General features: G+C 67.8%; 14 protein-coding genes and 2 tRNA genes. 14 read left to right on the top strand and 2 right to left on the bottom strand.

Annotated features, from left to right (window positions below):
• Positions 1-14: 14 nt before the first annotated feature.
• Together LQF10_RS10515 and dusB are read left to right on the top strand one after the other, a co-directional pair.
• Positions 15-1,205: a YibE/F family protein gene (locus LQF10_RS10515; protein WP_231063802.1), complete on the top strand. Its 1,191-nt coding sequence runs from the start codon at positions 15-17 to the stop codon at positions 1,203-1,205.
• A 75-nt stretch (positions 1,206-1,280) separates the two neighbouring features.
• Complete coding sequence (gene dusB / locus LQF10_RS10510) at positions 1,281-2,474, top strand: tRNA dihydrouridine synthase DusB (protein ID WP_290371077.1); 1,194 nt, start codon at positions 1,281-1,283, stop codon at positions 2,472-2,474.
• A 2-nt stretch (positions 2,475-2,476) separates the two neighbouring features.
• Here the strand turns inward: dusB and LQF10_RS10505 are convergent, their stop codons facing one another.
• Positions 2,477-3,493 (bottom strand): LacI family DNA-binding transcriptional regulator, encoded by a 1,017-nt coding sequence (locus tag LQF10_RS10505; RefSeq protein WP_231063801.1) that lies wholly within the window; start codon positions 3,491-3,493, stop codon positions 2,477-2,479.
• 146 nt (positions 3,494-3,639) lie between these two features.
• Here LQF10_RS10505 and LQF10_RS10500 point away from each other — a divergent pair, with 146 nt between their 5' ends.
• The 4 genes from LQF10_RS10500 to LQF10_RS10485 all read left to right on the top strand — a co-directional run bounded on the left by LQF10_RS10500 (position 3,640) and on the right by LQF10_RS10485 (position 9,317).
• Positions 3,640-4,929: a deoxyguanosinetriphosphate triphosphohydrolase gene (locus LQF10_RS10500; RefSeq protein ID WP_231063800.1), complete on the top strand. Its 1,290-nt coding sequence runs from the start codon at positions 3,640-3,642 to the stop codon at positions 4,927-4,929.
• A gap of 28 nt (positions 4,930-4,957) precedes the next feature.
• Positions 4,958-6,976: a DNA primase gene (dnaG, locus tag LQF10_RS10495; protein ID WP_231063799.1), complete on the top strand. Its 2,019-nt coding sequence runs from the start codon at positions 4,958-4,960 to the stop codon at positions 6,974-6,976.
• Positions 6,977-7,072: 96 nt separating this feature from the next.
• Positions 7,073-8,017, top strand: a complete 945-nt coding sequence (locus tag LQF10_RS10490; protein ID WP_231063798.1) for a DUF4352 domain-containing protein — start codon at positions 7,073-7,075, stop codon at positions 8,015-8,017.
• 82 nt (positions 8,018-8,099) lie between these two features.
• Positions 8,100-9,317, top strand: coding sequence for a glycosyltransferase (locus LQF10_RS10485; RefSeq protein WP_354002647.1), 1,218 nt, complete (start codon positions 8,100-8,102; stop codon positions 9,315-9,317).
• Here LQF10_RS10485 and LQF10_RS10480 read toward each other — a convergent pair.
• Positions 9,277-9,350 (bottom strand) — tRNA-Ile (locus LQF10_RS10480). The genes LQF10_RS10485 and LQF10_RS10480 overlap by 41 nt on opposite strands.
• Positions 9,351-9,396: 46 nt before the next feature.
• Here LQF10_RS10480 and LQF10_RS10475 point away from each other — a divergent pair.
• From LQF10_RS10475 to LQF10_RS10440, 8 genes are all read left to right on the top strand, one after another.
• Complete coding sequence (locus tag LQF10_RS10475; RefSeq protein WP_231063797.1) at positions 9,397-9,894, top strand: hypothetical protein; 498 nt, start codon at positions 9,397-9,399, stop codon at positions 9,892-9,894.
• 100 nt (positions 9,895-9,994) lie between these two features.
• A tRNA-Asn gene (locus LQF10_RS10470) sits at positions 9,995-10,067 on the top strand.
• A gap of 218 nt (positions 10,068-10,285) precedes the next feature.
• Positions 10,286-13,750 carry a methylmalonyl-CoA mutase family protein gene (locus LQF10_RS10465; RefSeq protein ID WP_231063796.1) on the top strand — a complete coding sequence of 1,155 codons (3,465 nt, stop codon included), beginning with the start codon at positions 10,286-10,288 and terminating at the stop codon, positions 13,748-13,750.
• Positions 13,751-13,836: 86 nt separating this feature from the next.
• Positions 13,837-15,366 (top strand): alpha-N-arabinofuranosidase, encoded by a 1,530-nt coding sequence (locus LQF10_RS10460; RefSeq protein WP_231063795.1) that lies wholly within the window; start codon positions 13,837-13,839, stop codon positions 15,364-15,366.
• A gap of 153 nt (positions 15,367-15,519) precedes the next feature.
• A complete protein-coding gene (locus LQF10_RS10455) occupies positions 15,520-17,076 on the top strand; it encodes a hypothetical protein (RefSeq protein WP_231063794.1) in 1,557 nt (518 codons plus the stop codon).
• A 542-nt stretch (positions 17,077-17,618) separates the two neighbouring features.
• Positions 17,619-18,227 (top strand): hypothetical protein, encoded by a 609-nt coding sequence (locus LQF10_RS10450; protein WP_231063793.1) that lies wholly within the window; start codon positions 17,619-17,621, stop codon positions 18,225-18,227.
• Positions 18,228-18,291: 64 nt separating this feature from the next.
• The gene (def, locus tag LQF10_RS10445; RefSeq protein WP_231063792.1) at positions 18,292-18,777 is read left to right on the top strand and encodes a peptide deformylase; all 486 of its coding nucleotides are present in this window, start codon (positions 18,292-18,294) and stop codon (positions 18,775-18,777) included.
• Positions 18,778-19,012: 235 nt separating this feature from the next.
• Positions 19,013-19,513, top strand: a complete 501-nt coding sequence (locus tag LQF10_RS10440; protein WP_231063791.1) for a DUF3145 domain-containing protein — start codon at positions 19,013-19,015, stop codon at positions 19,511-19,513.
• Positions 19,514-19,571: the final 58 nt, after the last annotated feature.

The following is a 19,571-nucleotide window of genomic DNA, read 5'->3' as shown; positions in this document are numbered from 1 at the left end:
ACGACCCTGCTGCGATGAGTCACGACCACGGTGAGCTGCACTTGGATCAGGGCGAGGCTCGCCGCGCTCGGCGCATTCTGCTGGCGATCACGCTCCCGCTGCTGATCGGCACGCTGGTCGGGATGGCGGTGCTGTGGCCGCGGGGCGATACCCCGGTGGGTTCGCAGCCGAACCCGGTGGACGGGCCCAACTTCGCCGTGGCCACCGTGGTGGAGGTGACCGGGGAGGTCGGTGAAGAGATCCGGGCCGAACTCCAGGACGGTTCCGGGGACGTAGTCCCGGTGCAGGTGGCACCGGAGATCATGGCCGGCGGGATCGACCCCGGTGACGAGATCCGGGTGTTCTTCACCGCCAGCGCGATGGGCTCGGGCAGTCCGTACGTCTTCGTCGATTTCGTGCGCAATGTGCCACTGGTGCTATTGGCGGTCGTGTATGCGCTGCTCGTCCTCGCCGTGGCGCGCTGGCGCGGGCTGATGGCGATCGGGGGGTTGTTGCTCTCACTCGCTGTGGTGGTGGTCTTCCTCGTTCCGGCGCTGATGTCCGGCGGTCCGCCGTTGCCGGTCACGCTGGTGGGCGCGAGCGCGATGATGTTCGTGGCGGTCTATCTCGCACACGGGGTCTCGATCAGGACCACGACGGCGCTGCTCGGCACATTCGTGGGGTTGGCAGTCACCACGCTGCTGGCGGGGTGGTCCACCAATGCCGCCGAGTTGAGCGGGGGCAGCACGGACGCCTCCATCATGCTCAACACGATGTTGCCGGGTGTGGGCCTGCGTGAACTGCTGCTGTGCGGGATCGTGATCGCGGGTCTCGGTGCCCTCAATGACGTGACCATCACGCAGGCCTCTGCCGTGTGGGAGTTGCATGCGGCCTCCCCGACGACGTCCCGCGCCCGGGTCTTCGCCCGCGCCATGCGCATCGGTCGCGATCACATCGCCTCGACCGTGTACACGCTCGCCTTTGCCTATGTGGGTACCGCGTTGCCGACACTGATGATCGTGATGCTCTATGACCGCTCCCTGTCCAGCACCCTGACGGCGGGGGAGATCGCCGAGGAAGTGGTACGCACTCTCGTCTCCTCAATCGGACTGGTGCTGGCCATCCCCGCCACCACGGCGCTGGCCGCGGTGCTGGTGCGTACGGCCCCGGGTAAACACCAGGAGTCCGTGAAGGCCGGCAGCCCGCCCGAAACATCGAACCCGTAGCACACCGGGCCTGTCAGATATCGAATGCCTGCGGCACGAACGTGTGCGGCACTGGGCGCCTGAGACAATAGGCAGGTGAGTGTCTTGCAAATCGGACCGATCGCCGTCGGCACCCCCGTGGTGCTCGCGCCGATGGCCGGCGTGACCAACGCTCCCTTCCGCCGGCTCTGCCGGGAGGCGGGTGCTGCCGGCCTGCCCGCCGATCGCGCCGTTGAGCTGGGCGCGAGCCCCGCGCCCGCAGGCCTGTACGTCGCTGAGATGGTCACCTCACGCGCGCTGGTGGAACGCACTCCGGAGTCCCTGCGGATCATCTCCCATGACGCTGGGGAGGGCGTGCGGAGCGTCCAACTCTACGGGGTGGACCCTGCCACCGTGCGGGCGGCCGTACGGATGCTCGTGACCGAGCAGCGCGCCGACCACATCGACCTGAACTTCGGCTGCCCGGTGCCCAAAGTCACCCGCAAGGGCGGGGGAGCGGTGCTGCCGTGGAAGAGCGAGCTATTCTCCGCCATCGTCACCGGTGCCTGTGAGGAGGCCGCCGGCAGCGGCATTCCGGTGACGGTGAAGATGCGGATGGGCATCGACGCCGACCACCTCACCTACCTCGACGCCGGGTTGCGCGCCCAGGACGCCGGGGTGGCCTCGGTGGCACTACACGCGCGTACCGCGGCCGACTACTATTCGGGGACCGCCCACTGGGACGCGATCGCCCGGCTCAAGGAGACGGTCACCGACGTCCCGGTCCTGGGCAACGGGGATATCTGGTCTGCCGAGGATGCGCTCGCGATGGTGGCCCACACCGGGTGCGATGGCGTGGTGGTCGGTCGTGGTTGCCAGGGGCGGCCGTGGCTGTTCACCGACCTGGTGGCGGCATTCGCGGGATCGGACCTGCGAGTGCGCCCGGGCCTCGGGGAGGTGACGGTGGTGATCCGCCGGCACGCCGAATTGATGGTGGAGCACTTCGGCAACGAGTTGAAGGCACTGCGCGAGCTCCGCAAACACATGTCCTGGTATCTCAAAGGGTATGTGGTGGGCGGTCAGGCGCGCGCGGCCCTGGGGCTGGTGAGCACGTTGGCCGAGCTCGACGAGCGCCTTGGCGGACTCGAACTGGATCAGCCCTACCCGGGTGAGGGCGCCGAAGGACCGCGTGGTCGTGCCGGGAGTGCGAAGGTGCCGCATGTGCCGACGGGGTGGCTGGACTCCCGCGATATCGACGACGAACTCCGCGTCATGCTGCATCAGGCCGAATCGTCTGTCTCCGGCGGCTGACGTCAGGACGGGCAGGCAGCGGTGGATCCTCGAACGATCAACTCGGGGGTGAACAGCAGTTCGGTGCGCGGGGCGGGCTGACCGCTGATCTCGGCGAGCAGCGAGGTCACCGCCGCCGTGCTCATCGCGTCCACGCTTTGCCTGATCGTCGTCAGCGGCGGATCGGTGAAGGCGATGAGCGGGGAGTCGTCATACCCGATCACCGAAACGTCCTCGGGGACGCTCAGGCCGCGTGCCCGGGCCGCCCGGATCGCGCCGAGTGCCATGAGGTCCGATGCGCACACGATGGCGGTGTGGCCACGATCGAGCAGTTGGGTGGCGGCAGCCTGCCCGCCTTCGAGGGTGTACAGGGACGTGGCGATGTGCGGTTTCGCCTCGGTGACGTCCAACCGCTCGAGCAGCGCCTGGGTGAACCCAGCCACCTTGCGCGCCGCGGGCATGAACCGTTCCGGGCCCACGGCCAGGCCGATCCGGGTGTGCCCCTGCGAGGCGAGGTGCCGGACAGCGAGGTCCATGCTGGCTACGTCATCGGAGGAGATGAACGGGGCGTCGAGTTCGCCGGCGAACCCGTTCACCAGCACGATCGGGGTGCCCAGGCCGACGATCCGGTGGTAACGGTCCTTGGTCACCTGGGTGTCGGCGTGCAGCCCGGAGACGAAGATGATGCCGTCCACGCCGTGCTCGAGGAGCATCTCGACGTATTCGTCCTCAGTGATACCGCCCGGGGACTGGGTGCACAGCAGCGGTGTGTATCCCGCGTGCGCCAGTGCCGACTCGATCTTCTGTGCGAAGTTCGGGAACACCGGGTTGGTCAATTCCGGCACCACGAGACCGATCAGACCGGCCGAACGTCGGCGAACCTTCTCCGGACGCTCGTACCCGAGCATGTCCAGCGCGGCCAGTACGGAACCACGGGTCGCGTGGGACACTCCGGCTTTTCCATTGAGTACCCGCGAGACCGTGGCCGTGCTCACCCCGGCGTGTTCGGCCAGGTCGGTCAGCCTTGTGCGTCCGGACACCGGACCTCCCTCGTTGGTGTCGCAGGCGGCGCTACTCCGCGCGCCAGCTTCCTCGGTCGGAAGTTACAGCAAGGCTTACATCCCGCCAAACCTGCGAACCCTTGCCCGCACGCCTGAGCCCGAAGGGACTGACTAGGGTGGGGAGAGTGCGTAACGAGAGCATTGCGGAGCCCGGCGGGTACGGCGGTGCCGATGTAGAACGATGGTTCACCGAACCTCCCAAGTCTGCTCAGCGGAGCCCGTTCGAGCGTGACCGGGCCCGCATCGTGCACTCGTCGGCGCTGCGCCGGCTCGGTGCGAAGACTCAGGTGCTCGGACCGGGCACGGACGATTTCGCCCGCACCCGGCTGACTCACTCTCTCGAGGTGGCGCAGGTGGGCCGGGAGCTCGGCAAGTCGCTCGGCTGTGATCCTGACGTGGTCGATACCGCATGCCTGGCCCACGATCTGGGGCACCCGCCGTTCGGGCACAACGGTGAGACGGCGCTGCATCAGGTGGCCTCGGCGATCGGAGGTTTCGAGGGAAACGCCCAGACGTTGCGGTTACTCACCCGGCTCGAGCCGAAGACGTTCACGCCCGACGGAGTGGGTGTGGGCCTGAACCTGACCCGGGCGAGCCTGGACGCGGCTACGAAGTACCCGTGGCGGTCCGGTCAGGGACCAGTGCGTACCGACGGGAGCAGGTCCGGGAAGTTCGGTGTGTACGAGGACGACGCCCCGGTGTTCCGATGGTTGCGTGAGGGTGCTCCGGCTCTGCGGCGCTGCATCGAGGCACAGGTGATGGACCTCGCCGACGACATCTCCTACTCGGTGCACGATGTGGAGGATGCGGTCTTCTCCGGGCGGGTCGACCTCAGCGAGGTGACCACCGAACGGGACCGCGACCGGGTGATCACCCAAGTGCGCGCCTGGTACGACCCTGCCGTGAGCGATGATGCTCTGGACGCAGCGATCGACTCGCTGACCGCACTGGACTACTGGGTCACCCGATACGACGGCACCCGGCGCGGTCAGGCCCGGTTGAAGGATATGACCAGCCAGTTGATCGGGCGCTTCTGCAATGCGGCCGGGCGAGCAACCCGGGAGAGGTTCGGCGACGGCCCGCTCGTGCGCTACGACGCCGATGTGGTGGTGCCCGATGCGGTACTGGCCGAGATCAGCATCCTCAAGGGAATCGCCGCCACCTACGTGATGGCACCGCGCGAAGAGGACGCGCTCTACCACCGGCAGCGGCTCATCCTCACCGACCTGGTCGCGGTGCTCTACGACCGAGCCGAGATCGCCCTGGCAGAGATGTTCGCCGAAGATTTCGGGCACGCCGGGGACGACGACATCCGCCTGCGGGTGGTGGTCGATCAGGTGGCCTCACTCACCGACCTCTCGGCCCTGGAGTGGCATGCCCGGATGTGTGGACCGGATGTGGGCACCGCCCTGTGAGCGTGGCGCGACGACCTAGACTCACCCCATGGCTGGGCTGATCCGCCGCGAGGACATCGCGGCCGTGCGCGAACGCGCGAAGATCGAGGAGATCGTCGGCCAGCATGTGACATTGCGCAGCGCCGGCGTCGGTTCGATGAAGGGATTGTGCCCCTTCCACGACGAGCGCACGCCCTCCTTCCACGTGCGCCCTCAGCTCGGCTTGTGGCACTGCTTCGGCTGTGACGAGGGCGGAGACGTGATCTCGTTCGTGCAGAAGCTCGATCATCTCCCGTTCGCCGAAGCGGTCGAGCACCTGGCCGCCCGGGCAGGTGTGCAGCTGCGCTACGAGGATGACGGTGGCCCTCGCCGGCCGCGGGAGGAGCCGGGCCGCCGGCAACGCCTCATCGAGGCCCATCGGGTGGCTGCGGAGTTTTACCAGGAGCAGCTCACCAGCCCCGGTGCCCAGATCGGCCGGGAGTTCCTCGCCGAGCGCGGCTTCGACCGGGCCGCCGCCGAGCACTTCGGGGTGGGTTTCGCGCCGCAGGGGTGGGACAACCTGGCCCGACACCTGCGTGGCAAGCACTTCACCGAGCCTGAACTCACCGCGTCAGGGTTGCTCTCCCAGGGCAATAGGGGTTCGTATGACCGCTTCCGTGGGCGGTTGGTCTGGCCGATCCGGGATCTCACGGGGGACGTCGTCGGCTTCGGTGCGCGCAAGCTCTTCGAGGACGATCCTGGGCCGAAGTACCTGAACACGCCGGAGAGCCCGATCTACAAGAAGTCCCAGGTGTTGTACGGGATCGATCTGGCCAAGCGGGAGATCGCCAAGGGTAAGCGCGTCGTGGTGGTGGAGGGCTACACCGATGTGATGGCCATGCACCTGGCGGGCGTGCCCACGGCTGTGGCCACCTGCGGGACCGCGTTCGGCTCCGAGCACATCAAGGTGGTGCGACGTCTGCTGGGGGACACGGCCGGGTCCACGGCCGGGCTGATGCTCTCCTCCGGAGCTGCGCTGGGCGGAGAGGTGATCTTCACCTTCGACGGTGACGAGGCGGGCCAGAAGGCCGCACTCCGCGCATTCGAGCAAGATCAGCAGTTCGCCACCCAGACATTCGTTGCCGTCGAACCCAGCGGGGTGGACCCATGCGAGTTGCGTCAGCAGCGCGGCGACGAGGCCGTCCGTGCTCTGGTGGACGATCGGGAACCGTTGTTCGAGTTCGCGATCCGTTCGGTCCTCAAGCAGGTCGACTTGGACACCGTGGAAGGGCGCACCACCGGCTTGCGCATCGGCGCCCCGGTGGTTGCCCGGATTCGCGACCAGGTGCTGCGGGCCGGTTACACCCGCGAGCTCGCCGGATGGCTCGGTCTGGACGAAACGACGGTACGCCAGGCGGTCGCCCGAGCGCCCAGGGCGGTGCCGCCACGTGAGGGGGCCACCGACGGCGGCGCCCGCCGTGACCAGTCCGGTGCAGCGGAAACGCCTGGACGCCCAGGGTCCGGACAGCGCCGTCATGGTGGACCCGACGGCGGAGGGTACGCCGGTCCGGATCGTAGCGATCCAGTGGCACGACTGGAACGCCAGGTGCTGGAGGTCGTGGTGCAGCTCCCGCAGCACGCCCTGGAGGCGGGCTTCGATGACCTCGGAGCGGACACCTTCGTGGTCCCCGCCCACCGCGCAGTACACGACGCGATTCGCGCTACGGGTGGGTTGCGGCGGTTCGGTGAATTGATGGCTGAGCTCTCCGCCGGCGGTGCCGGGGCGCAGGCGAGCGAACGTGCCGGTGCGCTGTGGGCCGAGCAGGTGCGTGAGGCCGCCGACGGGCCGGTGGCGGTGCTGGTGACCGAACTGGCCGTATCGCCGATGCCGGAGGACCGCCCAGATGCGCTCGGGCAGTACGCCCGGGGTGTCCTGGTGGCGCTGCTGAAGATGGGGATCACGAGGCAGATCGCTGATGCGAAAGGTCGCCTGCAACGGATGGACCCCGCCGACCCGGCGTACACGGAGACGTTCACGGAGCTCCTTGCCTTGGAGGACAAGCGCCGCACACTGCAGGAAGCGAGCTGAAATGAGCGCCGACGGGTACGCGTGGTGAGCGGAGAAGACACGGCACCGGCCGTCGTCGGGGTGCATCGCGGGACGGCGACGGTCTAGCCTGGCGGGATGAGCGACCAGCCTCCCCAGTATGGTCAGCAGCCGCCGGGCGGAGATCCGCACCGGCCGCCCGTACCACCAGTACCACCGAACCCCGCGTACGGTCAGCAACCTCAGCCGGGCTATGGCCCGGACGCTGGCCAACCAGGAGGCCAATACGGTCACGGCCAACCTGCCGGCCAGACCGCCTTTGGCCAGCCCGGCTATGGCGCGCCCGGCCACGACGGGACCGCCTACGGTCAACCGGGATATGGCGCCCCAGGTGGACCGGCGGGACCGGGTGGACCTGGTGGGCCGGACTCTGGGAAGAACAAGACGCCGGTCGTGATCGCCGTCATCGTCGGTGTCGTGGTGCTCGCGTTGCTGATCTTCGGCCTCACGCGTGTGTTCGGGGGAAACGAGCCGGAGGAGACCTCCGGCCCAACCTCTGAACCGACCACCGAGCAGCCGAGTGACGAACCGACGCAGGAGCCCACCGACTCCCAGGAGCCATCTGAGGACCCATCCGGGGACGCGCCCGAGGAGCCCAGCGGGAATCCCGAGTTCATCACTCTCGGCGAAACGACCACAGTGGGGGACTGGACGGTTTCGGTCCATGACCCGGTATTGGACGCGACGGACGAGATCGTCAGTTCGGACAACCCTGAACCACCGTCCGGACTGCGATACAGCTACGTATACGTCACCGTCACCAACGACGGGTCCGAGTCGATGGAGTTGTTCGATTCGTTGGTGATGGGCTACTTCGATGCAGCGGGCGAGGCCTACAGCAGCTCAGAGGCTGTGGCCCCCGATGACGCGTATTTCCTCGATCCGGTTGAGCCGGGCGAGGAAGTCTCCGGAACCTACATCTTCGAGATACCCGCCGATGATCGTGGTGACGGTACCTGGGCGATCGCGGAACGCACGGAGGACTCGGCAGACGGCGATATCGCGTTCTTCGTCGCGGAGTAATCCGGCCTCGGAGGAAGCCCTTCCGTTGATGGGGCGTGGGCGGCGGGAGCCGTAGACTGCTGGCGTGCCTCTCCGCGTTGCCATGGTCAGCCTGCATACCTCACCGGCGGCCGATCCGGGCTCGGGGGACGTGGGCGGGATGAACGTGGTGATCCGCCACCTCGCTTGCGAGCTCGCCCGCCTGGGGTGCCAGATCGATATCTTCACCCGGCGCACCGATCCCACGGCACCAGCGCAGGTGTCGTTGGGTGAGCGCGTGCACGTGCACCACCTCGACGCGGGCCCGGCACAGGTGCGGCCGAAGAGCGAGCACGAGGAGTTCATCGGCGAGTTCACAGCGGCGATGTCCGCGTATGGCCCCTATGACCTCACGCATGCCCATCACTGGTTCTCCGGTCTGGCCGCGCTCAAGGTGGCCGGCACGTGGCGCTCGTGCGTGGTGCAGTCCTTCCACAGCATTGCCGCGGCGCCGGGGACCCCGCTGGGCGAGGGAGAGCGACCGGAGTCGCCAGGCAGGATGGCTGCCGAGGCGCGGCTGGCCCGCGAGGCCGCCGCGTTGCTCGCCGTCAGCGCCGCCGAACGACGCACCATCATCGACCGCCTCGGCGCCTCTCCGGAGCGAACCACCGTGGTCTCGCCCGGAGTAGACGTCGAGGAGTTTCACCCGGCGGCGGAATCAGGTGATCCCCAGCCTGGATCGGGGTATCTGCTCGCCGCCGCCCGGCTGGAGCCGCTCAAGGGCATCGACTTGGCGATCGAGGCGGTCGCCGGACTGGATCCGCAGGTGGCGCCGGAGTTGGTGATCTGCGGCGGAGCAACCAGCGGTTTCGAGGACTATCCCGATCAGCTGCGCGAACTCGTCGAGGCCCGCGGTGTGTCGGGACGGGTCCGCTTCGTCGGACCGCGCACCAGAGCCGAGCTCGCGCAGTTGATGCGCGGGGCGCGACTCTTCCTCAACCCCTCCCACTCCGAGACCTACGGCCTGACGGCGCTCGAGGCTTCTGCGAGCGGGGTGCCGGTGGTCGCCTCCGCGGCGGGAGGACTCGTGGAGGCTGTCCGGCATGAGGAGACCGGCCTGGTGCTCGAATCCCGCGAGCCGCGAGAGTGGACGGACGCGATCGACGCACTGCTGCGTGACCCGGCCCGCGCTACCGCGCTGGGCAGGGGAGGACGCGCACACGCAGAAAGACACACCTGGGCGCAGATGGCCCAACGAACCCTACGGGTGTATCAGGACCTCGTTGAAGGCGAGGGATCGGTGCCCCAGGTGGGGCTTGAACCCACGACCGACGGATTATGAGTCCGCTGCTCTGACCGGCTGAGCTACTGGGGCGGCTCGGACAGCCTAGTCGGCCCGGTGAGGGGATACGGTCGTAGACATGCGTCGTCTCACTCGTGACTTGCCCGAGGTCCTCCACGCCAGGGTTCCCGCCGGCGCGCGCGTGCTCCGTGTGCTGGCCTTGCCCGACGGCGACCATGCCGTGCTCACGTCTGCCAGCCTGATCGTGGGGGGCGACGCCGTCACCCTCGACCGCCCCTGGTCGGATGTGGACGCCGCGTCCTGGGACAGCGAGGAGGGTGCGGTGACGATCAGCTGGGTGGACGGATCCGCCCCCACCTCGCTCGCCGTGGGCGAGCAGGCGAAGGTGGCGGAGTTCGTGTACGCGCTCAAGGAGCGCATTGACCACTCACTCGTCCTGCTGGAGACCGTCCAGCTATCGGGAGGCGGCTACCTGCGGGGCGCCATCAGGCGCAACGCCGACGGCTCCCTGTTCTCCCAGGTCACCATCTCCGGAGTGAGCCGTCCGCCATCGGACGTGGACGCCCGCGTGGCGGCTCTCGAATCACGGATCCGGGCCGCCGTCGGGCTCGACTGACCTCCTGCGCCTCGTCAGTGTGGGCCGGCGCACACCTGCGGTGCAGGGCTCGCGGCTGGGCCGGAGCACGGTCAGTCCGATGCTAGTATTTACCGCGCAATCCCTCATAGCTCAATTGGCAGAGCATCCGACTGTTAATCGGACGGTTGTTGGTTCGAGTCCAACTGAGGGAGCCGAAAGGAGCTCGGACCCACGATGGTCCGGGCTTTTCTTCGTGGGGCCTGATCCCTCTCTGCTCGGATGCCACCACGCTAGCGGCGCCATGTTGCCCGGTGGCTTCACCCTGAAAACGAACGGGCATGTGGGAAGGGACCACTGGGTGGAGTACCGAACGCCGGGTTACGATCGCACGTGTCCGCTGCATTGATGCGCGGACGAAGGAGGGTGTGCGGTGCGTAGCCCGGATGCGGCGCCAACGTCAGGCGATGAGCTCGCTGGTGGTGCGGCGCCACTGCGGGTCGTGACTGCGGCGAGTCTGTTCGATGGCCACGATGCGGCCATCACCCTGATTCGGCGCCTCCTGCAGGATCACGGCGCCGAAGTGGTGCACCTGGGCCACAACCGGTCGGTGGCCGATGTGGTCCGTGCCGTCACGCAGGAGGATGCCGACGCGGTGGCGGTCTCCTCCTACCAGGGGGGCCATCTGGAGTACTTCGGCTACCTCGTCTCCGAGCTCGCCGATCGTGGCGCGGACCATGTGCGGGTGTTCGGCGGCGGTGGCGGCACGATCACCCACGAGGAGATCGCGGCGATGCATGCCGCCGGTGTGGAGCGGGTGTACCACCCCGACGACGGTCTGCAGCTGGGCCTGGACGGCATGATCGAGGATCTCATCGCCCGCACGGTGGCTGCCCGTCGATGCGGTGCAGATGCCGAGGCGCGGCAGACGCGGCAGGTCCTGCCGGATCGATCGGACGATCTGGCGGTGGGTGAGCTGCTCAGTGCGATCGAGGACGGCGTCGCCGGTGTGCCTGACGTGCCCGCTGTGCCGAGGGATGTCGCCGGGCTGGAGCGAGCATCGGGCGCGCGAGCACCGGTGATCGGAGTGACCGGCACGGGGGGAGCGGGTAAGTCCTCCGTGATCGATGAGCTGCTGGTGCGGTTCCTCACTGCCTTCCCGGAGTTGCGGGTGGCCGTGCTCGCCGTCGACCCTAGCCGCAGCCGCACAGGTGGCGCCCTGCTGGGGGATCGGATCCGGATGAACGCATTGCGTTCGGGCCGGGTCTTCATGCGTTCCTTCGCCACCCGCCGCAGGCATGCCTCGCTTGGCGAGATGTTGGCGGAGTGCGTTCAAGCCGTCCAGGCGGTGGGTTTCGACCTGGTGATCGTCGAAACAGCTGGTATTGGGCAGGCCGATTCCTCTGTGGTGGACCTGGTGGACGTGCCGGTCTACGTAATGACGAGCGAATTCGGCGCTGCCACTCAGCTCGAGAAGATCGACATGCTCGACTTCGCCGACCTGATCATCCTGAACAAGGCCGACCGGCGTGGTTCGGCCGACGCTCTGCGCGACATCCGCAAGCAGTGGCGCCGGAACCGGCTCGCCTTCGACGTGCCGGACGAGGCAGTGCCGGTGTATCCCACCGTGGCCAGTCAGTTCAACGATCGGGGCGTGACGGCCGCGTTCAACGCCCTCTGCGCGGCATTGCCGGGCTCGTGGGAACCGGGCACGACCACCGGCGACGGGCAGCCGGACGGCGCGGCGGTGGTGGCCACCATCCCGCCAGAGCGCACCCGGTACCTCGCCGAGATCGCCGCCCAAGGGCGTGAACTAGCCGAACGGGTCGATCGGGACTCTCGCGCTGCAGAACTGGCGCAGAGTCTGTGGCGTGCGATGGAGTGCCTCGCCGATCCCGCGCTGCCGGCGCTGTGGCATCCCCTTGCCGACGACGCAGCACCGCCTGCCGATGCGACGGCGGCTGGGATTCGCGAGCAGTACGCCACCGCCCTGGCCACCCTGAGCGCGGATTCGCTGACCCTCCTGCGTGAATGGCCGGACCGTGCTGCGGCCCTGGCGAGTGAGACCGGACGTTACACAGTGCGCGGACGGGAGATCGCCGTCGAGAATCGCCGTGCCACGCTCAGCGGCACCCTCGTGCCGCGCGTGGCGGCCCCGACCTACCGCAGTGCCGGGGATCTGCTGCGCTACTTGCATGCCGAGAACCTGCCGGGTGCATTCCCCTTCACTGCGGGGGTGTACCCGTACCGGCGGGGCGAGGAGCACCCCACCAGGATGTTCGCCGGAGAGGGTCCGCCAGAGCGAACCAACCGGCGGTTCCACTACCTGCGGCACGGCTCCGTGGCGCGGCTGTCCACTGCGTTCGATTCGGTCACCCTCTATGGAGAGGACCCGTCTGTGCGGCCGGACGTGTATGGCAAGGTCGGCAACTCCGGCGTCAGCGTGCCCACCCTGGACGATATGAAGCGGCTGTATTCCGGTTTCGACCTGTGCGCCCCGACCACGTCGGTCTCGATGACCATCAACGGGCCGGCCCCGATCATCCTCGCCATGTTCTTCCGGACGGCGATCGATCAGCAGGTGGAGAAGTACCTGCGAGCAGAACCCGGGCGGTGGGACGCCGCACAGCAGCGCATCAGTGAGTTGCTGGAGGGCCGGGAGCAGCCCCGCTACCGGGGTGAGCTGCCCCACGGCCATGATGGGCTGGGCCTCGCGCTCCTCGGCGTGGACGGGGCCGAGGTGGTCGACCCCGAGACGTACGCCCGCCTACGGTCCGAGGCGCTGGCCGCCGTCCGGGGCACCGTGCAGGCGGACATCCTCAAGGAAGACCAGGCGCAGAACACGTGCATCTTCGGGATCGACTTCGCGCTGCGAATGATGGGGGATGTGCAGCAGTTCGTGGCAGACGCGGGTGTGCGGAACTTCTACACCGTCTCCGTCTCCGGCTATCACATCGCAGAGGCCGGTGCGAACCCCATCACCCAGCTCGCGTTCACCCTCGCCAACGGGTTCACGCTGGTGGAGTACTACCTTTCGCGTGGCTTGACGATCGACGAGGTCGCCCCGCATCTGTCCTTCTTCTTCTCCAACGGGATGGACCCCGAGTACGCCGTGATCGGGCGCGTGGCCCGGCGTATCTGGGCGCGCGCGATGCGGGATCGCTACGGTGCCTCACCACGCTCGCAGATGCTGAAGTACCACATCCAGACATCGGGCCGTTCGCTGCATGCCCAGGAGGTGGAGTTCAACGACATCCGTACCACGCTGCAGGCGCTGTATGCAGTGCTGGACTCGTGCAACAGCCTGCACACAAATGCCTATGACGAGGCTGTCACCACACCCACCGAAGAGAGTGTGCGCCGGGCCGTGGCGATCCAGCTGATCCTTGAGTCCGAGTTCGGTCTGAACCAGTGTGAGAACTCGCTCCAGGGCAGTTTCGTAGTGAGCGAGCTGACCGATCTCGTGGAGGCGGCGGTGTACGCGGAGTTCGACGCGATCAGCGAACGCGGAGGAGTCCTGGCGGCGATGGAGACGGCCTACCAGCGGGGCCGGATCCAGGACGAGTCGATGCGCTACGAGCACCGCAAGCATGACGGGTCCCTGCCGCTGATCGGAGTGAACACATTCCTCCCCCCGGATCAGGATCAGGGCCGAACAGCAGGTGCTGAGTTGGTGCGGTCCACGTCTGCCGAGAAGGACGCCCAGGTGGAGGCGGTGGCGCAGTGGCAGCAGGCACGTCACGGGGCAGATCCAGGCGCTCTTGCCCGGTTGCAGGAGGTGGCTCGTTCGGGCGGGAACGTTTTCGCCGAGCTGATGACGACGGTGGCCACGCACAGCCTCGGGCAGATCACCGGCGCACTGTACGAAGTGGGCGGGGAGTATCGCCGGGCGATGTGAGGCGAAGGCTAGAAAGCCCTTTCCACGCACGACGCCGGGCTGTTAACGTTCACACGTTCGATCTTTCGATCCTCTATGGAGTTCTTATGAGTTCGCCGGTCCGCGCCATCATCAACGTCGACGTCGAAGGGCCGACGATCAGTCGGCACGTCTACGGCCACTTTGCCGAGCATCTCGGCCGCTGCATTTACGGCGGCTTCTATGTGGGCGAAGACAGCGAGATCCCGAACGAGGGTGGTATCCGCCTCGATGTGGTGGAAGCGCTGCGAGCATTGAAGATCCCGAACCTGCGTTGGCCCGGCGGCTGTTTCGCCGACGAATACCACTGGATGGACGGCATCGGCCCGAAAGAGGACCGCCCGGCCATGGTGAACACGCACTGGGGCAACGTCGAGGAGAACAACCACTTCGGCACGCACGAGTTCATGGCGCTCTGCGAGTTGCTCGGAGCGGACCCGTACGTGAACGGCAACGTTGGCTCCGGGACCGTCCGGGAGATGGCCGACTGGGTGGAGTACCTCACCCGAGACGGCGATTCGCCGATGGTCCGGCTCCGCAAGCAGAACGGACGAGACGAACCGTGGCGCGTGCCGTTCTGGGGGATCGGCAACGAGGCGTGGGGGTGCGGAGGAAATATGTCCGCCCAGCACTACGCCGAGGAGGCTCGCCGGTACGCCACCTACTGCCGAGACCACGGCGACAACACGCTGTACCGGATCGCGGCTGGAGCGAACTCGGACGACTACGTCTGGACCGAGACACTGATGAAGGCCCTGAACGAACTCGGCGGATGTGGACGCGACCCGCGTGGGATCTACCAGGCCATCTCGGTGCACTACTACACGATTCCCGGCACCTGGGCCGATAAGGGCAATGCCACGGAGTTCGGCGAGGACGAGTACTACACCACGATGGTCAAGGCTGCCTTCACCGATGAGCTGCTCCGCAAGCACTCCACGGTGATGGACTGCTATGACCCGGACCGCAAGGTTGGACTGGTTCTCGATGAGTGGGGCACGTGGTGGAACGTGGAGCCGGGCACCAATCCCGGATTCCTGTACCAGCAGAACACGATGCGTGACGCCCTGGTGGCGAGCCTGCACTTCGACATCTTCCACCGGCACGCGGAACGACTCGTGATGGCCAATATCGCGCAGACCGTGAACGTGCTGCAGGCCATGATCCTCACCGACCCGGAGACCGGGGCGCTCGTACTCACGCCCACCTATCACGTGTTCGCGATGAACGCGGGCCACCAGGACGCCGCGAGCCTCCGGGTCGACACGGTGGGGGAGGTCCCCGCCCGCGAGGTGGGCTCCGAGAAGCTGGAGACGGTCTCGGTCTCGGCGAGCAGGAAGGGTGACGACGTCCTCATTTCGTTGTCCAATCTTGACGCGTCCGAGGCAACGGAGGTGGACGTGGATCTGCGTGGCGGCGCGGCGGGTGCGGTACACGCGCGGATTCTGACGGCGGACGCGCTCGCTGCGCACAACACCTCCGCATCGCCGGACGCGGTCGCCCCTCGCGATCACCTGGATGTCCAGGTCACCGATACCGGCGTGCGGGTACCGATGCCGCCGCACTCCTTCGTGACCGTGGCTGTGTCCGTGGCCTGAGGTGGCTCAAGGCCGGCAGGGAGCGCCGGCGGAGGTGCCCCGGGCGCAGCGTGCCGTGGCAGTGCGGGCAGGTCTGCCCATCCCAACGGGCAGCGCGGCGGTCACGGCGACTCTACGATGAGTGCCAGCACGGGACCTGACCAGGGAGTTGAGATGGCACATCGCTTCAATCCGCCGCCCGGATGGCCGGCACCGCCCCCAGGGTGGGAACCTCCGCAGGGATGGGCACCGGATCCCTCCTGGCCGCCAGCACCACCGGAGTGGCAGTTCTGGGTACCCGAGGGTGCCTCGTCCGCCGCACCGGCCACGAGTGCCAGTGCGCCGGAACAGGCTGGGCAGCCGGATCAGGGCGCGCAGGCCGGGCATCTGGAGCAGGCTGGGCAACCGGAGCAGGACGCGAGTGCCGATCCTGTACGCGCAGACGGTGCAACGTCCGACTCCGCTGACTCGTCCGGCCACGACGCCCCGACGGAGCAGTTCTCCGCCTCCGGAGAGCACCCCGACGCGCCCGAGGGGCACCGAGATGCGCCTACGGAACAGTGGGGTCCGGCCGGCGCGGTCGATGCGACTCAAGCCTTTCCCAGCCCGGTCGGGGGCGCCGGGCAGTCTCCCGGCTGGCCGGCCCAGGAAGCGGCTGCCGCTGGGCCGCAGCAGGCCTCACCGCCGCCGCAGAGTCCACCACCGCACGTGCCGTTCGGCGCCTCGTCCGCTCCCTCGGGCTGGTCCGCAGCTCAGGGCGCCGGCTCCGGTGGCGGGCACGCAGGTCCCGGCGTGCCGCCGTACGGCCCGGGAGCGGCAGGTGCTCCCCAAGGCGGCCCGGGCGTTCCACCAGGTCCCGGTGTTCCTCCCGGCCCCGGTCAGCCCGGTGGGATGTACCAGTACGCGAGCGCTCCGCCCCCGGGTAGCGGTGGCGAGTGGGGAGCGAACGCAGCAGGCTCTGGACCTGGTAGCCCAGGTGGACCTGGCGGGCCCGGGGGAGCAGGCGGACCGGGCGGCACAGGTGGCAAGTCGAACCGGACCGGGCTGTTCATCGCGATCGGGGTGGCCGTCGTCGTCGTGGTCTTACTGGTGGTGCTCGCCGCGAACTTGCTGTTCGGCGGAGACGAGCCGGGCGGGACCACCGATCCCACACCGGAGCCGACGCATACCACCGAGGAAGTGACCGAAGAGCCGACCGAGGACCCCACCGACGAACCGACCGATGAAGAGACCACCGACGAGCCGGCGGATCCGGCGACCGGTACTGGGGACTACGAGTACCTCGCAGTCGGCGATCCCGCGCTGATCGCCGATACCGGCGGTGAACCGGTGGTGGAGGTGCGCCTGCTCCAGGTGGAGCGTGATTGGCAAGCTGACGATGCCAATGCGATTCTGTGCGACGAGCCGGAGGGTGAATTCGTGGCCATGGAGTTCGAGTTCACGACGCTGCCGGCCCTGGCCGACTACTCCGAGGGCACGTACTCCTTCGTGGGATTCGAATTGGGCATGCTCGATACCAGTGGCAACAAGATCGCGGATTTGAGCGCGTTGAGCGGATTGTTCTGCCTCGACTCCTCGCAGACGCCGCCCCCGGAGATGGAGCCGGGCGAGGTCTACACCGGATGGGCACTCGTGGACGCCCCGCGGGAGCCGAGTGCGGTGATCTGGGAACCCTGGCTCGACTTCAGCGGCACCCAGCCGACGTACGCGTGGGAACTCGCGGACTACTGATGACGATCTCTGCCGGCGGTGCCAGTGCCGCCGGCAGAGGCCACGCTCGGGTGCAGCGACCTCGAACGATGGCGAAGTGCTAGGAGACCGGCCCCATGGGATTGCGATACAACACCCCTCCCGGCTGGCCTGTGCCGCCTCAGGGGTGGACCCCGCCGCCGGGGTGGGCGCCGGACCCGTCCTGGCCCCCTGCTCCGCCAGGATGGCAGTTCTGGGTGGACGAACCGTCAGCTACCCCCGACGACGGCGCGCCCCCACCGCTCAGTGACGCCGGCACGACGCCGGCGGCGAGCGGCCCGAGGTCGCTGTACGACTACGCGCCGAGCGGCACTCTCGATGGACGGGGGCCGTCACCGTATGAGGCACGGCCGTCACCGTATGAGGCACGGCCGTCACCGTATGACGCACGGCCACCGCAATCGTCACCGCCACCGCCAGCGTCACCCGCAGGCAGCCATGGGCGCACTGGTTCGCCCGCACCGCCGCCGCGCCAGCGGCGAACGGGGCTGATCATCGGTGTTGGCCTGGCAAGCCTGCTGGCCGTGGTGCTCCTCCTGGTGTACGCCGGCTCGCTCCTGCTCGGGGGCGACGATCCGCAGCCCACGGCCGATCCCACCATCAGCGCTCCCACTGACGAACCCACTGAGGAACTCACTGAGGAACCCTCCGAGAATCCGACGGATGACCCGACGCCGGCTGGGCCGGTCCCGACTGACGGATACACCGTGCTCTCTGGCGACGAGCCGGCCATCGTCTATGACTACGACGGGCACCCGCAGGTGGAGGTGCGGTTGCTCGTGGTCGAGCGCAACTGGGAGTCGGAGCTGGACTACATGTGCCAGGACGCCACCGGGGAACAGATCGCCGTCCAGCTGGAGTTCACCGTGATCTCGGACGCACGCCCGTATTACTCCTTCTACGGAGCCGAACTCGGGTTGGTGGACACCGAGGGCCACAAGATTGCTGACGTGCGCGCCGACTCCTGGTGCTTCGAGGAGGAGGATCAGGCTCCCAGCGATCTCCGGCCAGAGGAGGTCGTCACCGGCTGGGCCGTCCTGGAGGCGCCACGTGAGCCTGGCGCCATTCTCTGGGAAGATCCGTACGCCTACCCCGAGCCGACGCCCTACATGTGGCAGCTGTCTGACTACTAGAGGCACGGGCCAGCGGCACGGCCGATGACCCTGTCGACGGCCCTGACCATGGCAGGATAGTTGCATGGCCTTTCGTGACATTCGCGTGGTCGGAGACCCCGTGCTGCGCACGCCCTGCGACGAGATCACCGTGATCGACGACCGTGTCCGCATGCTCGTGGCGGATCTACTCGAGACCGTCGACTACGAGGGCAGGGCCGGGCTGGCTGCGAACCAGATCGGGGTGAGTATGCGCGCCTTCTCCTGGAACATCGACGGAGACCTCGGCTACGTACTCAACCCTCGCCTGGTGGCCACCTCGGAGGATCTCCAGGATGGTGACGAGGGCTGCCTCTCCGTGCCCAACCTGTGGTACCCGACGTCTCGCGCGCAGTTCGCACGAGTGGAGGGCACTGACCTCGATGGTGCGCCCGTGGTGGTGGAGGGGGAGGGGCTGATGGCCCGGTGCCTGCAGCACGAGTGCGATCATCTCGATGGCCGGCTCTTCATCTCCCGGCTCACCGGGGACGTCCGACGGCAAGCGATGAAGGACGTACGTACGACGTTCTGACGCCGACACCCCCTATCCACACCGCCGAACGCAAAACTGTGCGGGTTCTACCGCGAGAACGCCGCACAGATTTGCGTTCGGCGAGGGCCGGATCGAAGGGTGGAGGCCGGGGGATGCGCAGATGCGGTCTGATGAGGCATGATGGTGCACGGAAGCCGTGAGCTGTTCGGCGACTGTAGATGGCCAGAGGTTCGTTGGGGAAGACGCATCTCGACCACATACAGGAGGGAACGGCATGTCAGGTGTGATCACTCGCGGCGTTGTTTTCGTGCACTCTGCGCCCCGTGCACTCTGCCCGCATGTCGAGTGGGCGGCAGGTTCGGTACTGGACGCGCGCGCGTCCTTCGACTGGACGGCACAGCCCGCCGCACCGGGAATGTTCCGCGCCGAGTTGTCCTGGACCGGGCCCGCCGGAACCGGAGCGCGGCTGGCGTCTGCGCTGCGCGGCTGGACTCATCTACGCTATGAGGTCACCGAAGAGCCCAGTCGGGGCGTGGACGGCGGCCGCTGGAGCCACACGCCGGATCTGGGCATCTTCCATGCGCAGGTGGATGTCCACGGCAACATCATGGTGCCCGAGGACAGGGTGCGCGCCGCGATGGAACACGCGGGCGATCCGGTGCGGATGTCCCGGGAACTCGAACTCGCCCTCGGGCAGGCATGGGATGACGAACTGGAGCCGTTCCGGTACGCCGGAGCCGGTGTGCCGGTGCGTTGGCTGCACCGGGTGGGCTGATCTGACTCCACGCACGACGGCGGCCGGTCACCCTGAGGTGACCGGCCGCCGTCGTGCA

It is taken from the genome of Ruania halotolerans (genome assembly GCF_021049285.1).
Taxonomy (GTDB): domain Bacteria; phylum Actinomycetota; class Actinomycetes; order Actinomycetales; family Beutenbergiaceae; genus Ruania; species Ruania halotolerans.
The sequence above is the reverse complement of the archived record's forward strand: the minus strand, read 5'-3'. Positions and strand labels throughout refer to the sequence as shown.